13 protein-coding genes are annotated in these 13,397 nt (G+C 46.2%); 7 read left to right on the top strand and 6 right to left on the bottom strand.

All coding sequences use genetic code 11. The features are described 5' to 3' along the window. Positions 1–2 precede the first annotated feature (2 nt). Positions 3–800: an SDR family NAD(P)-dependent oxidoreductase gene (locus tag ASG33_RS03940; protein ID WP_056283232.1), complete on the top strand. Its 798-nt coding sequence runs from the start codon at positions 3–5 to the stop codon at positions 798–800. 2 nt (positions 801–802) lie between these two features. Here the strand turns inward: ASG33_RS03940 and ASG33_RS03935 are convergent, their stop codons facing one another. From ASG33_RS03935 to ASG33_RS03920, 4 genes are all read right to left on the bottom strand, one after another. Then, entirely contained in the window at positions 803–1,519 is a 717-nt protein-coding gene (locus tag ASG33_RS03935) for a hypothetical protein (protein ID WP_056280579.1), read from the bottom strand. 71 nt (positions 1,520–1,590) lie between these two features. Continuing rightward, positions 1,591–2,184, bottom strand: a complete 594-nt coding sequence (gene gldD / locus ASG33_RS03930) for a gliding motility lipoprotein GldD (RefSeq protein WP_056280576.1) — start codon at positions 2,182–2,184, stop codon at positions 1,591–1,593. A 133-nt stretch (positions 2,185–2,317) separates the two neighbouring features. Then, positions 2,318–4,156: a glutamine--fructose-6-phosphate transaminase (isomerizing) gene (glmS, locus tag ASG33_RS03925; protein WP_056280573.1), complete on the bottom strand. Its 1,839-nt coding sequence runs from the start codon at positions 4,154–4,156 to the stop codon at positions 2,318–2,320. Between the two features lie 215 nt (positions 4,157–4,371). Next, positions 4,372–5,178 carry a glycogen/starch synthase gene (locus tag ASG33_RS03920; protein ID WP_056280570.1) on the bottom strand — a complete coding sequence of 269 codons (807 nt, stop codon included), beginning with the start codon at positions 5,176–5,178 and terminating at the stop codon, positions 4,372–4,374. Positions 5,179–5,383: 205 nt separating this feature from the next. On the opposite strand from ASG33_RS03920, the gene panC reads away from it, so the two are divergent. Beyond that, positions 5,384–6,226, top strand: a complete 843-nt coding sequence (gene panC, locus ASG33_RS03915) for a pantoate--beta-alanine ligase (RefSeq protein ID WP_056280568.1) — start codon at positions 5,384–5,386, stop codon at positions 6,224–6,226. Between the two features lie 167 nt (positions 6,227–6,393). Here the strand turns inward: panC and ASG33_RS03910 are convergent, their stop codons facing one another. Continuing rightward, the gene (locus tag ASG33_RS03910) at positions 6,394–7,869 is read right to left on the bottom strand and encodes a Gfo/Idh/MocA family protein (RefSeq protein WP_056280565.1); all 1,476 of its coding nucleotides are present in this window, start codon (positions 7,867–7,869) and stop codon (positions 6,394–6,396) included. Between the two features lie 230 nt (positions 7,870–8,099). Here ASG33_RS03910 and panD point away from each other — a divergent pair, with 230 nt between their 5' ends. The 4 genes from panD (at position 8,100) to ASG33_RS03890 (ending at position 10,827) form a co-directional block, all read left to right on the top strand. Further along, positions 8,100–8,450, top strand: a complete 351-nt coding sequence (gene panD / locus ASG33_RS03905) for an aspartate 1-decarboxylase (protein ID WP_031526370.1) — start codon at positions 8,100–8,102, stop codon at positions 8,448–8,450. A gap of 31 nt (positions 8,451–8,481) precedes the next feature. Beyond that, positions 8,482–9,510 (top strand): lysylphosphatidylglycerol synthase transmembrane domain-containing protein, encoded by a 1,029-nt coding sequence (locus ASG33_RS03900; RefSeq protein WP_056280562.1) that lies wholly within the window; start codon positions 8,482–8,484, stop codon positions 9,508–9,510. 139 nt (positions 9,511–9,649) lie between these two features. Then, on the top strand, positions 9,650–10,138 hold the full coding sequence (gene rfaE2 / locus ASG33_RS03895; protein ID WP_056280559.1) for a D-glycero-beta-D-manno-heptose 1-phosphate adenylyltransferase: 489 nt from the start codon (positions 9,650–9,652) through the stop codon (positions 10,136–10,138). Positions 10,139–10,146: 8 nt separating this feature from the next. Continuing rightward, positions 10,147–10,827 carry a zinc metallopeptidase gene (locus tag ASG33_RS03890; protein ID WP_056280556.1) on the top strand — a complete coding sequence of 227 codons (681 nt, stop codon included), beginning with the start codon at positions 10,147–10,149 and terminating at the stop codon, positions 10,825–10,827. A gap of 148 nt (positions 10,828–10,975) precedes the next feature. Here ASG33_RS03890 and ASG33_RS03885 read toward each other — a convergent pair whose 3' ends face one another. After that, positions 10,976–12,145 carry a VCBS repeat-containing protein gene (locus tag ASG33_RS03885; RefSeq protein WP_056283229.1) on the bottom strand — a complete coding sequence of 390 codons (1,170 nt, stop codon included), beginning with the start codon at positions 12,143–12,145 and terminating at the stop codon, positions 10,976–10,978. Positions 12,146–12,307: 162 nt separating this feature from the next. Between ASG33_RS03885 and gcvT the strand changes: the two genes are divergently transcribed. Beyond that, complete coding sequence (gcvT, locus tag ASG33_RS03880; protein WP_056280553.1) at positions 12,308–13,390, top strand: glycine cleavage system aminomethyltransferase GcvT; 1,083 nt, start codon at positions 12,308–12,310, stop codon at positions 13,388–13,390. Positions 13,391–13,397 lie beyond the last annotated feature (7 nt).

Here is a 13,397-nt window from a genome sequence, read left to right as displayed (position 1 = left end):
AAATGAATAACAATCTTTTTGAAAATCAGGTAGCAATTGTCACTGGCGCAGGCCAGGGTATCGGCTTTGAAATTGCACGCCAACTGGCAGTCCAGGGTGCGTGTGTGATTTTGAATGATACTGATAAAGCACTTGCTTCAGAAGCTGCAAAGAAAATCCGTAACAAAGGCGGCGAGTGCGTCGCCTTTGCCGGAGATGCTTCCAATCCTGAGATGATCGAAGGAATGGTTGATGAAGCTGTCAAATGTTTCGGCAAGCTCACGATTGCGGTAGCCAATGCAGGTATCACCTTATTCGGCGATTTTTTTGAGTATCCCGCCAATGATCTGCGGCGAGTGTTGGAAGTGAATTTAATGGGTTCTTTCCTGCTTACACAGGCAGCTGCCCGACAAATGCGGAAACAAAAATCGGGAGGTCGCATTTTATTAATGTCATCCGTCGTAGGCCACCAGGCGCACCAGTTTTTAGCTGCTTATGCGATGACAAAGGCAGGGTTAGAAATGCTGGCTAAAAATCTGGTTCTTGAACTTTCGCCTTTTGGAATTACAATCAATGCGGTTGCGCCGGGAGCGACTATGACGGAGCGGACAATGGCCGAGGATCCTACCTACCCCAAAATCTGGTCGTCGATCACTCCGATGGGGCGGCCTGCTATTTGTGAAGATATTGCTAATGCAGCCTTATTCCTGCTTTCGCCACATTCAGGACATATTACAGGGCAAAGCATTGTGGTAGATGGCGGGTGGACGTCGGTAAGTCCATTGCCTGATCTCAGCAACCTGGATCCTGTCAAACAGTAAAATCAATCTTCCAGATTACCTGAGAATAGCTGCGCTTCCAGATCTTCAATATTCCCGTCTTTCGAAACAAAAAGCTCTTTGGGCCTTACCGGTGATGTAGGATTGGCTGTCATAAAATTCCTGTACTGCTCGTCAGAAATGATTTTCAATGCCAGTGCGCGTTTGAGCACCATTGGAAAAGGCACTTTGAAATAGCCTGCAATATCGGAAGCAAGTGAATCAGGGATTTTGTATATATCATTCCTGAAAAAGCTTTCCACTTCCTTATAAGGCAGAAGTGCCTCAAAAATCAGCTGCTCAGAGCGGGCAGCCAGCGAAGTGGTGCTGGAATACAAGGTATGAAGGCCGAGCGAAACAGTCAGTAAATGAATGTGGTAATTACGCTCATTTATCTCCGACGCCGCATTTACAAACACCCAGCCTTTCTGTCTGTAAATAGCAGAAAAACCTTTGAACGCGGGATCAACTTTATGTAGCTGCGCTATTTTAATACCCTCAGGATAAGGCAGCTTATGCCCTATCTGATGCACGATATCCTGTGCGTAGGAGATATCCGCAGCTTCTCCGGCGGGTTCGATCATCCAGTCACCATTAACGAGCTCATCAAAAAGCCGGGTACCCAAGCGCTGGCTTTCGACTTGTCCCAGATGCAGGACGATCCGGTTACCACGAACCGAGAAATCTAAAGGAAGCTGATTCTTAGGTTGCCTTTTTGCCATTTGCTGATCTTGTTGAGGTGAGAACTTCAAAGATACGTCCTTCGATTTTTCACTGCAATAACTACGACGAATTATCTCCAGTTCAGGGTATTCAAAAGTTGCAGCATGTCTTTTTGCAGATAGCTGATCACAGGTGCCAGGGAGTCGTTTTTGGTAGCAGTTGGGAAATAAATGGCGCCGCGCAAAAAATGCTTGGTACTATCTGTTGTGTAAAACTGATACGGACTCGGCACATCGCCTTCGATTTTAAACATTATTGCTGTACGACCGGTTTTACTCAAAACCTTTTGCTCCTGAATGGAGGATGCCCGGATCTGGTGCTTTCCTGTGAGCTTATAACTATCGTCAATGTAGGATTTCAGTCTTGAAGGATCACCTTCAAGCGATTTGTAAGTCAGCTGGATATTCGCGTTTAATGCAGGATAGTTGATAAAAATCCAGTCTTTTTCCGCAATGGAAAAGGTGTCGGGCTCTACTCTGGCAAAAGTGGAATATTGAAAAGTATAAGGATGCAGCTCCGTTAATTGCTGATACTGATGAGCCGGCAAGTCAATGCGATTGAAACCTTTGGGCTTCGGAGCAAAAGAAGATTGCTGCTCTTTACCGCAGGAAACGAGAAAAAGGCTGAAAAGCGCCGCAAAAAGAAGGGGTAACTGCTTTAACATATAAATCAAATCCGACAATGCTGATGCGCAAAGCTAACGAAAACGGGTATATATTATTTTCACCGGATTTGTGTAAACAAGAAAGCGAAACCATTTACGGGCTTCGCTTTCTTTATCGTATTTGTCAAAGCAGTTATTCAACTGTGACAGACTTGGCGAGATTTCTTGGCTGATCTACATTCCTGCCGCGCATAACCGCAATGTAGTAGGATAAAAGCTGCAACGGGATCACGGAAACAAGCGGCGTAAGTATCTCGTGCGTTTCCGGAACTTCGATCACAAAATCTACCATTCCCGGGATCAGCGTATCGCCCTCGGTAACAATGGCGATCACGCGGCCTTTCCGCGCCTTTACCTCCTGAATATTGGATACGATCTTCTCGTAGGAACTATCCTTCGTCGCCAGAAAAACGACCGGCATATCTTCGTCGATCAATGCAATCGGTCCGTGCTTCATTTCAGCAGCAGGGTAGCCTTCTGCATGGATGTATGAAATCTCTTTCAATTTCAGCGCGCCTTCCAGCGCGACCGGAAAGTTAAGTCCGCGGCCCAGATAAATGAAGTTGCGTGCATAGGTGAAAATGAATGCGATCTCTTTGATCTTAGATGCGTTCTCAAACACTTTCTCGACTTTGTCGGGAATGTTTTCCAGCTCAGTCAGCAATTGCCGGAATACTTCTTCCGATATCGTGCCTTTTTGTTTTGCGGTAGCTAATGCAATTAATGTAAGTACCGTCACTTGTGCTGTAAACGCTTTGGTACTTGCCACGCCTATCTCCGGCCCGGCGTGTGTATAGGCACCTGCATGCGTAGCCCGCGCAATCGACGAGCCAACTACATTGCAAACCCCGAAAATCGTAGCTCCTTTTGATTTGGCCAGTTCAATCGCTGCGAGTGTATCCGCCGTTTCACCCGACTGGGAAATGGCAATTACAATGTCGTTTTCTTTAATAACCGGATTTCTGTACCGGAACTCGGAAGCATACTCCACTTCCACATTGATCCGGGCAAGCTCTTCAAAAAGATACTCAGCCACCAGTCCCGCATGCCAGGAAGTGCCGCAGGCTACGATCACGATCCGCTCCGCCTGGGCGAGCTTATCGAGATGGTTACTTAATCCTCCGAGCTGCAAATGCGAATCGCTTGAACGCAGTCGGCCCCGCATACTGTCGGCAATGGAACGCGGCTGTTCGAATATTTCTTTAATCATGAAATGGTCGTAGCCGCCTTTTTCAATGGCTTCGAGTTCCATTTCCAGCTTCTGGATGTAAGGAATTGTCTCGGTATTATCGAGATTTTGGATGCTCAGCTTTCCGTCACGTACTACCGCAACCTCATAGTCATCGAGGTAAACCACGTTTTTGGTGTAGGCTATAATGGGCGTTGCGTCCGAAGCGAAAAAGTATTCCTCTTCCCCTATTCCAATTACCAGCGGACTGCCTTTTCGCGCGGCGATGAGTTGTCCGGGCTGATCCACCGACATTACGACGATTGCATACGCTCCCACTACTTCTTTCAGCGCCAGCTTCACGGCAGATTCAAGCGAGTCGCCGGTTTCGGCCTGGATATCTTCAATAAAATGAATGAGAACTTCTGTATCAGTTTCACTCTGGAACGTATGTCCCTTGCTGATCAGGTTTTTCTTAATTGCGGCGTAGTTTTCAATGATCCCGTTATGAACAACAGCAAGCTTGCGGTTATTGGAAAAATGCGGGTGTGCGTTCACATCGTTAGGTTCTCCGTGGGTAGCCCAGCGAGTGTGCCCTATCCCGATAGTCGCATGCAGCTCTTTGCCCGCCAACCCGGCTTCCAGCTCGGAGACTTTCCCTTTCTTCTTGTAAATATTCAATTCACCATTTTCAAGCAAGGCAACACCAGAGCTGTCGTAACCCCGGTATTCCAGTCTTTTAAGGCCTTTCAAGATCAGGGAATAAGCTTCCTTATTTCCAACATAAGCCACAATTCCACACATAGTTTTTTCAATTTTGGTTAAAGTGTATGTCAACTTGGAGCGCAAATAAAGAGCAATACACCTTTCCTAACAAGCTTATTTTAAGTTAAATACTGGAAATTATCCAATTTAAACGGAGTGCTCGAACACATTGAAACAATGAAGAAACGATCTGGTAAGGCACAAAAAAACCGGCAATTCCAAAATTGCCGGTTTCTGTGACTGTTATATGCTAATCAGCTCATCAGATCAGTGTACAAGTTGTAATATGATTCAGAGAAGTTTTCATCCTGCTCGTTCAGCTCTACACGTTTCGGTGCATTGTTGAAGATTTCATTCAAACTATCACTGCAGCTATCGTCAGCTTTCAAGACTGCATCTGCATAAGCACAGCCGATTTTAACGAATCCTTCAAAATCAGCAGAATGTAAATGGGCCAAAGCCTCGTCACTTACATCCATTGCTTTTGCCTTGCTCTGCAAATCTGCATCAAACTTGTAATCAAAAGCATTGTTGTGAACCGTAAACACACTTTTCGTATCCTTAAACATCGGATCGTTGCGGTAAGTGGTTTTCAGGTAAAGCGGAATCAGGGCGGTCATCCAGTCATTACAGTGTACTACGTCCGGAGCCCAACCCAGTTTTTTAACTGTTTCCAAAACACCCTTGCAAAAGAAAATTGCACGCTCGTCATTGTCATCGAAAAAGTTGTTCTCTTTATCAAAGAACACAGATTTACGGTGAAAATAATCATCATTGTCAATGAAATACACCTGCAACTTGGCATTAGGGATTGAGGCAACTTTGATGATCAGTGGCTTTTCTTCATCTCCTACGGTAATGTTTATTCCTGACAGTCGAACTACTTCATGAAGCCGGTTTTTGCGTTCGTTGATAAGACCAAATCGCGGAACTAGAATCCTGATTTCTGCACCTCTTTCCTGCATTGCCTGTGGGAGCTTTCTTACGTAATCGGCAACATCAGTGGTCTGGAGGAAAGGATTGATTTCACTGGCTACATATAAAATTCGTAGTTTCTCCATAGATCTTTTAGCAGTTTGTGAAAAAAAGTTTTGCAAAATTATACAAAAAAAATCGCATTTTCAAAAGATATTCCAAACTAATTGTCATATTGCGCTCAGTTTGGGAAGTCTATTTCCAAATATTTCGCTTTCTCACTTCCGGTTTCATTCTGAGATATAAAGCACTTTGACAAGCAGGGTTACTCCCTCCGAATTTCAGTTTTCCATGGAAGTATTTACTTCGATCTCCAACCTCAGAAAGTACCTCGTTCAGCAAGTTCAACAACAGCAAAAAATAGGGCTTGTCCCCACAATGGGCGCATTGCATGAAGGTCATATTTCATTGATACAGGCTTCAAAAGCCGATAACGATGTGACAGTCTGCAGCATCTTCGTCAATCCTACCCAATTCAACAATCCCGAAGATCTTCTGAAATATCCGCGGACATTGGAAGCCGATTGCGCAATGCTTGAAGCTGCCGGCTGCGATGTTGTATTTGCTCCGTCAGCAGAAGAAATGTACCCCGAGCAGCCTATTCTGAAATTTAATTTCGGCGCGCTGGAAACGGTAATGGAAAGTGCTTCGCGGCCAGGGCACTTCAATGGTGTCGGGATCGTGGTTTCAAAGCTCTTTCATATTGTAAAACCCCATCGCGCCTATTTTGGTCAAAAGGACCTGCAACAGGTGGCGGTGGTCAGCAGAATGGTTGCGGACCTGAGTTTTGACCTGGAACTTGTTATAGCACCTACAGTCCGCGAAGCCGACGGACTGGCGATGTCGTCACGAAACCGCAGGCTGAATGAAGAAGAAAGGCACATTGCGCCACACATTTTCCGGATCATGGAATCAGCGAAAAATGCCCTGCTTAAAGGAGAAAGTGTTTCAGAGGTTATTAAAGAAGCGAAACAGGAGTTTTCAGCTGTCGATGCATTTAGGCTGGATTACTTTGAAATAGTGGATCTATCCGATTTGCAACCCATCGACATAATTGGAAGTAAGGGGAATAACGCAATATGCGTAGCAGTATTCCTGGGGCCGGTGCGGCTTATTGATAATTTGGTGTTTTGAAAATAGTTGGTCACCCTGGGCCAGACTTGTCACCCTGAGCGGAGTCGAAGGGGCGCTACCGCCTGTGAGTAGCGTCCCTTCGACACCGCTCAGGGTGACAAAGCATAGCATAAAGGCGGCACGTATCAGGTACGTGCCGCCTTTATGTGAAATGAACATACTGCAACCTAGCTTCCCAGCTTCCAGTCGCCGCGGTACTGGCGCTTTACGAACTGGTTTGCTTCGTCGAAGTTGGTTACTTTCATATTTGTACCATCCCATAGCAGCTTCTTGCGGCCTGGATAGTCAAAACCTTTGCCATCTGCTTTGGCTTTGCGCAGGTTGTAGCTGCGGATACCAAGGTTACCCATAATCACAGTTTCAGTCAATGGACCTGCGTAGTCAAATGAAGAGGTAAGCGCTTTGTGCTCCTTGCTGTTGAAGCCAGCCTTGCAAGCGTCAGACCAGGAAACATGGTGACCGAACTCCGGCATGGTGGTGTATTTGTTTCCGAAATCACCCTGCTTGTATTGCAGCTTGGTTCCGTCTTTCAGATATACTTTTGGATCGATACCATACGTACCGCAGGTCATTACACCTTTTTCACCGATCAGCAAAACACCATTGCTGCTGTCGGGCTCGCCTAGCGGATCGTTTGCAGGGATAATGTCCGGGTGGAATGGGCGGAGACCGCCATCGTGCCAGGTTAATGTTACTTCTGACTTATTTACCTTGTTGGCAGGGAATTTCAATTGCACCCTTGAAGATGGCGGGCAGCCTTCAGGAATGTACTCAGGAGTCCAGTCTTTGATAAACACCTGCCCCACGCTGCATTCCAGCTCGGTAGGGTAACCCAGCCCAAGCGTACGGAACGCCGGGTCGATCAGGTGACAGCCCATATCGCCTAATGCACCTGTACCGAAATTCCACCAACCTCTCCATTTGAACGGGTGCCAGGCCGGATTATAATCAACCCAATCCGCACATCCTACCCAAAGTTCCCAGTCGATATCAGCAGGAACAGGGAATTTTTCGGTTGGAACCGGAATTCCTTGTGGCCACACGGGACGGTTTGTCCAAACATGCGCTTCATGCACATTTCCGATCAAACCTTTATTAAACCATTCTTTCATCTGGTTCTGCGCCGGGTTAGAAGCGCCCTGATTTCCCATTTGGGTCACAACTTTGTATTTCCTGGCTGCTTCTGTGAGCATACGCGCCTCATAAATGTCGTGCGTCAAAGGTTTCTGAACGTAGACGTGCTTGCCTCTCTGCATTGCGGCCATTGCGATTATGGCGTGCATATGATCAGTAGTGGAAACAGTTACCGCGTCGATATCCTTTCCCATTTCGTCGAACATCTTCCTGAAATCCTTGTACTTCTTGGCTGTCGGGTGGAGCTCAAAATTCTTCTTTGCCTGACCCCAGTCTACGTCGCAAAGTGCTACCAGGTTTTCGGCGCCTTTGTTCCATGCATTATTGGTGTCCGAAAAGCCTTTTCCTCCGACACCTACGCCAGCTATATTCAGCTTGTCGCTTGGTGCCCGGTAGCCTTTACCCAAAACATGTCGCGGGACTATAAAAAAGCTACCAATTGCTGCTGCCGTAGTCTTTTGTAAAAAGTCCCGGCGGTTTACATCTTTTGGTTTATTTTCTGTACTCATCGGATATTTAAGAAAAATAAGGTGATAATATATGTAAAGCAGAGTGGCTCGGAATATTACTTCAAGACCTTGGAAAAATGGCACGTTCAAACGAGTAGAATTTAGGGAGCGGCTGCATAGGATGCGGGTGGAACCGTAAACCGGACCCTGATGTTTTGAGGACTGCGCATTATTCCTGTAACTTTGGGCAGTAATGCACTCTTTTTTATCTCGACTTATAATACCGGGTAATGCAAATAACAGTAATGAAATCCAAGATTCACCGCGTGAAGGTGACTCAGGCAGAATTGAATTATGTTGGCAGTATCACCATCGACGAAGACCTGATCGATGCTGCCGGACTTATTGAGAATGAACAGGTTCACATTGTCAACAACAACAATGGCGAACGTTTTGTAACCTACGTAATCAAGGGAGAAAGAGGATCAGGTATGATTTGCCTGAATGGAGCCGCCGCGCGCCGCGTGCAGATTGGAGATATCATCATCATTATTGCTTACGGATCAATGAGCCAGGAAGAGGCCAAAACCTTCAAGCCGATGATCGTTTTTCCCGACCACAACAACCATCTGGTGAGCTAATCCTGCTCCCGGCACCACATAAACAGCAGCTATGAAAAATGTTCTACGTTACACCATTTCGCTGGTTTTGGCCGGCGGATTGATCTGGTTTGTATTTAAAGATATTAATCTGGCTGAAATGCTGGACCGGTTTGCCAAATCGGATTGGCGCTGGATAGCCGTTTCCTGCTTTTTTCTTCTTTGCGCCCACGTTACCCGAGCCTGGCGGTGGAGCATGTTAATGGAGCCGCTCGGCCATAAACCAGGCATTGTCAACAGCTCGGTCTCTGTTCTTACCGGTTATTTTGCCAATTATATTGTACCCAGAATGGGCGAAGTAACACGTTGCGGAACATTGTACCGACTGGAACGCATTCCTGTAAACCTCAGCTTCGGGACAGTAGTGGCGGAGCGTATTTTTGACGTGGTTATCCTGGTTCTGCTGATCGGCCTGAACTTCATTTTAGAATTTGATCGGCTCAGTACATTCTTTACCGATTTCTTCCAAAGCAAAGTCGCAGGCGGAAATGGAGGCTCGGGCAGCGGGATGCTGCTGGGTATCCTGGTCGGTGGATTGGTGCTCGTTGTCTTACTCGCAATTTATCTTTATAAAAACCTCACGCTCAGATCGAAGCTCCAGCAGAATGCATTGGTCGCTAAAATCGTCCAGTTTGCACAAGGTATGCTCGAAGGTTTGCTGAGTATCCGCAAGCTGCGCAATCCCGGACTTTTCATTTTAAGTACATTGATGATCTGGGTGCTCTACTACTTCGTCTCGTACGTACTTTTCTTCTGCATTCCCGAAACTTCCGATCTTGGCCCCCTCGCCGGATTGACGCTACTGGTGGTAGGCGCAATTGGAATGACCGCTCCTACGCAAGGCGGAATTGGCGCATATCACCTGCTGGTGGGCAACGTTATGATCCTTTACGGACTGTCGCAAAGTGACGGGATAACCCTCGCAACATTTATCCACGGGGCGCAAATGCTCTTTATGCTGGCCGCAGGTGCATTAGCGTTTCTTTTTGTTTTGCTAAAAAACAATAAAACAGTAGACGAACCTGAGCAGGTATCGGCTTGATTGAATGATTGCTACTAAGTGACTTAATGACCTCATGACGGAACGCAAGTGAATAATGCCTTGTAATAGTCTGGGATAATGGAAAATCAGTATGATGATTGTACATTCATTTTCCGGCATTTAACACCTTTTATACCCTATGAACCTTACTGAGAGCAAAATCCTGAGACTGGAAGAAGCAATCCCTACCGTAGAATCATGGCAGCGTGCCGGACAGAAAGTTGTTTTCACCAACGGCTGTTTCGACATTGTGCATCTGGGACATATTGATTACCTGGAAAAAGCACAGGCGCTGGGTGACAAACTGGTGCTCGGGCTGAACACCGATGCTTCGGTAAGCAGACTGAAAGGTCCATTGCGACCGGTCGTAAATGAGTATGCCCGCGCAAGGTTAATGGCCGCACTTTCATTTGTCGATGCTGTCATTTTGTTCGATGAACCGACGCCTAGTCAGTTGATTGAGGCTGTAAAACCTGACATTTTGGTCAAAGGAGACGATTATACCGTTGAAACCATTGCTGGCGCGGATTTTGTTTTAGCTAATGGAGGCGAAGTAAAAACGATAGCTCTTGTGAAGGGTTACTCGACTACGGCGCTGATAGAGAAAATAAAACAAGGATATAAATAGGAAAAGCTATGATGGGTGCATATGTAATCGGTATTGTTGTAATGCTTGTAAGCTTGTACGTCCAGTGGAGGCTGAAAAGCAAGTTTGAAGAATACTCGCAGGTAGGATTAAGCAACGGAATGAGCGGAAAGGAAATCGCTGAAACTATGCTTCGTGAAAATGGTATCTACGATGTTCGCGTATTGTCTGTTGAAGGAAAGCTAACCGACCATTATAATCCTCAGGATAAAACAGTTAACCTGAGCCCGGATGTATTTTACGGCCGGAGTGTAGCTGCCGCCGCAGTGGCTTCCCACGAATGCGGGCACGCGGTGCAACATGCTACTGCTTATAAATGGCTGCAATTCCGTTCGCAAATGGTTCCGTTCCTGAGCATTGCTTCACAGTATATGCAATGGATTATTTTGATCGGTATTTTGCTGATCAATACAACTGTTCTGCCACTTACAATCGGCGTTGCGTTATTTGCTGCAACAACCCTTTTCAGCTTTATCACATTGCCGGTTGAATATGATGCAAGTAACCGTGCTTTGGCGTGGATACAGAAAAACAGGATTGTTACAGAAAGAGAATATGTACTATCAGCCGATGCATTGAAATGGGCTGCAAGAACATATCTGGTAGCTGCTATCGGTTCTTTGGCTACATTACTTTACTATGTGAGCTTGCTGATGGGGCGCAGGGACTGATGCTTGTAACTAGTTAGTCAAATATTTGTCACACTGAGCGGAGTCGAAGTGCATGCACTTCGACTCCGCTCAGTGTGACAAAAGAAGACAATGCAACTTATTAACAACAAGAAAAGGCTGGGAAACTTTGTTTCCCAGCCTTTTCTTGTTACTTCTTCTTTTGGTTCCAGTATACTACTACATTGTGGGTAGCGCGGCCGGAAGCTACGATATCCAGGTCGCCGTCACCGTCGAGGTCAGTAGCCAGGAGATCTTCGCAGGCAATTTTGATTTTTTCGTCTAATGTGTATTCCTGCCACTTTTTACCTTCCGGATCGGATCCTACAAAAATCCGTACACCTGTTTCTCCCAGCACATTCGGGTTACGCCAGCCCATCACCACCTGGTCGCGGCCCTGCCCAAAGAAATCTCCGCAAGCCAATGCGTGTCCTTCCTTGATCTTGTCTGTCAGCACAGTGCGGTTATCTTTCGAATACACAACCAGCGAACTTCCGTGCATTGGTTCGATCGTTGCTGTGAAAAGTTGATTTTTGCCCAAACTGCCCGTCCTGATCTCTCCTACTCCCTGATCGGCTACCATCCAGTTACCCGAAGGCGCCCAACCATCGGCTCCATTTAAAAACACCTGAACACCTTCTTTTCCCGCCACTGAAAGTCCCAGAATGCGCCCGGGTACTTCCATTGGATGCATATTGTGCGTCATATGCATGTTGGTTTCCAGCAAATCGAAACCCCATATCCCTTTTCTGTTTTCCGGAACATCGAATAATATCATCTTGACCCCGGCTCCTACTCCGCCTGCATTACCTTCTCCGTGCAGTGGCAGAACAGCCAGCTGAAAATCTCCTTCGGCCTTTTTAACCCACTGCATCCGGTGAATTGTTACTTCATGGTGCAAACGGACCGGCTCCCACATTTGGGTGCGGTCTTCCGGTGCCGACAAATAGAAAACCGCGCCCGATTCTCTCAGATTTTTTGTCTCAGAAGGATTCCATTGCGCGCCTACCGCTACCTCCACTTTTCCGTCACCATCAATATCCCTGGCGGCAATGCATACATTATCCTGCTCGGTCAGATCTTTTGCAATCACATATTTCGACCAGCTGCCTTCTTTATTACCAGGATTTTTGTACCAGACAATCTCCTTCTTATCAGCGAGCAAAATGTCTGTTTTTCCATCCCCGTCCACATCGCCGGCGGCCACTCCATACCCAATACTTATTTTATCGTCGATAACCTGCCCATTGAATGTAGCGGTTTGCGAAAATGCGTTTGCGCCATTCAGTAAAGTTGCCCAGACCAGTAGTTGTTTCTTCATCCCTTTTTGAAATAATCCACGATTCAGCGGATACAATTTTTAACCTATTTTTTCACAATATACTTCAAAATGAACTGGACGGTCAGTGAATAAAGACTTTTTTGTGCGGCTTTGCGCCGCTTTGCATACTTTTGTGAATTAAAGTGAATCAATTTATTCTACATGAAAACAGTCCCATTGCATCAGCTCCACGTCGGATTAGGCGCTAAAATGGTCCCATTTGCAGGTTTTGAAATGCCTGTGCGTTACTCATCTGATTTGGACGAGCACCATACTGTAAGAAATAACGTGGGTGTTTTTGATGTGTCCCACATGGGAGAGTTCCTTGTTAAAGGTCCCAAAGCACTGGACCTGATTCAGAAAGTATCCGCCAACGACGCAGCTGCATTGTTTGACGGAAAAGTACAGTACAGCTACTTACCCAATGAAACCGGCGGTGTTGTGGACGATCTGCTGGTTTACCGTATCGAAGAAGACAGTTATCTCCTGGTTGTGAATGCATCCAATATCGAGAAAGACTGGAACTGGATCCAGAGCCATAACAGTGAGGGAGCTGAAATGCAGAATATTTCCGACGCTACCTGTCTATTTGCGGTACAGGGTCCCAATGCGACGGCTACTTTACAAAAGCTGACTACCCTTGATCTTGCTGCGATGGATTATTATACCTTTCAAACAGGAGAAATGGCGGGTATACAGGATGTAATTATTTCTGCAACGGGCTATACCGGCGCTGGCGGTTTTGAGATTTATGTTAAAAATGAATCTGCCAAGGCAATGTGGAAAGCGATATTTGAAGCAGGTGAAGAATTCGGCATTAAACCGGTCGGACTCGGTGCCAGGGATACATTAAGGCTGGAAAAGGGTTTCTGTCTTTACGGAAATGATATAGATGATCAAACTTCTCCTCTGGAAGGCGGATTGGGGTGGGTTACCAAGTTTACGAAAGACTTTATCAATTCGGAAAACCTCAAAGCTCAGAAAGAAGCGGGCCTGAAAAGGAAGCTTGTTGGTTTTGAAATGATTGACCGGGGTATACCAAGAGGACATTACGAGCTCTGCGATGCAGCAGGTAACAAGCTTGGAGAAGTTACTTCCGGTACCCAGTCACCTACTTTACAAAAAGGGATCGGAATGGGATACGTGCCCACAGAATTTGCGAAAGCTGATTCGGAAGTATTTATAAAAGTCAGGGAAAAGCTCTTGAAGGCGAGAATTGTAAAACTGCCTTTTGTAAAAAACTAAACAAAAA

Origin of the sequence: Dyadobacter sp. Leaf189, from assembly GCF_001424405.1 — a bacterium.
Lineage (GTDB): Bacteria > Bacteroidota > Bacteroidia > Cytophagales > Spirosomataceae > Dyadobacter.
The sequence above is the reverse complement of the archived record's forward strand: the minus strand, read 5'-3'. Positions and strand labels throughout refer to the sequence as shown.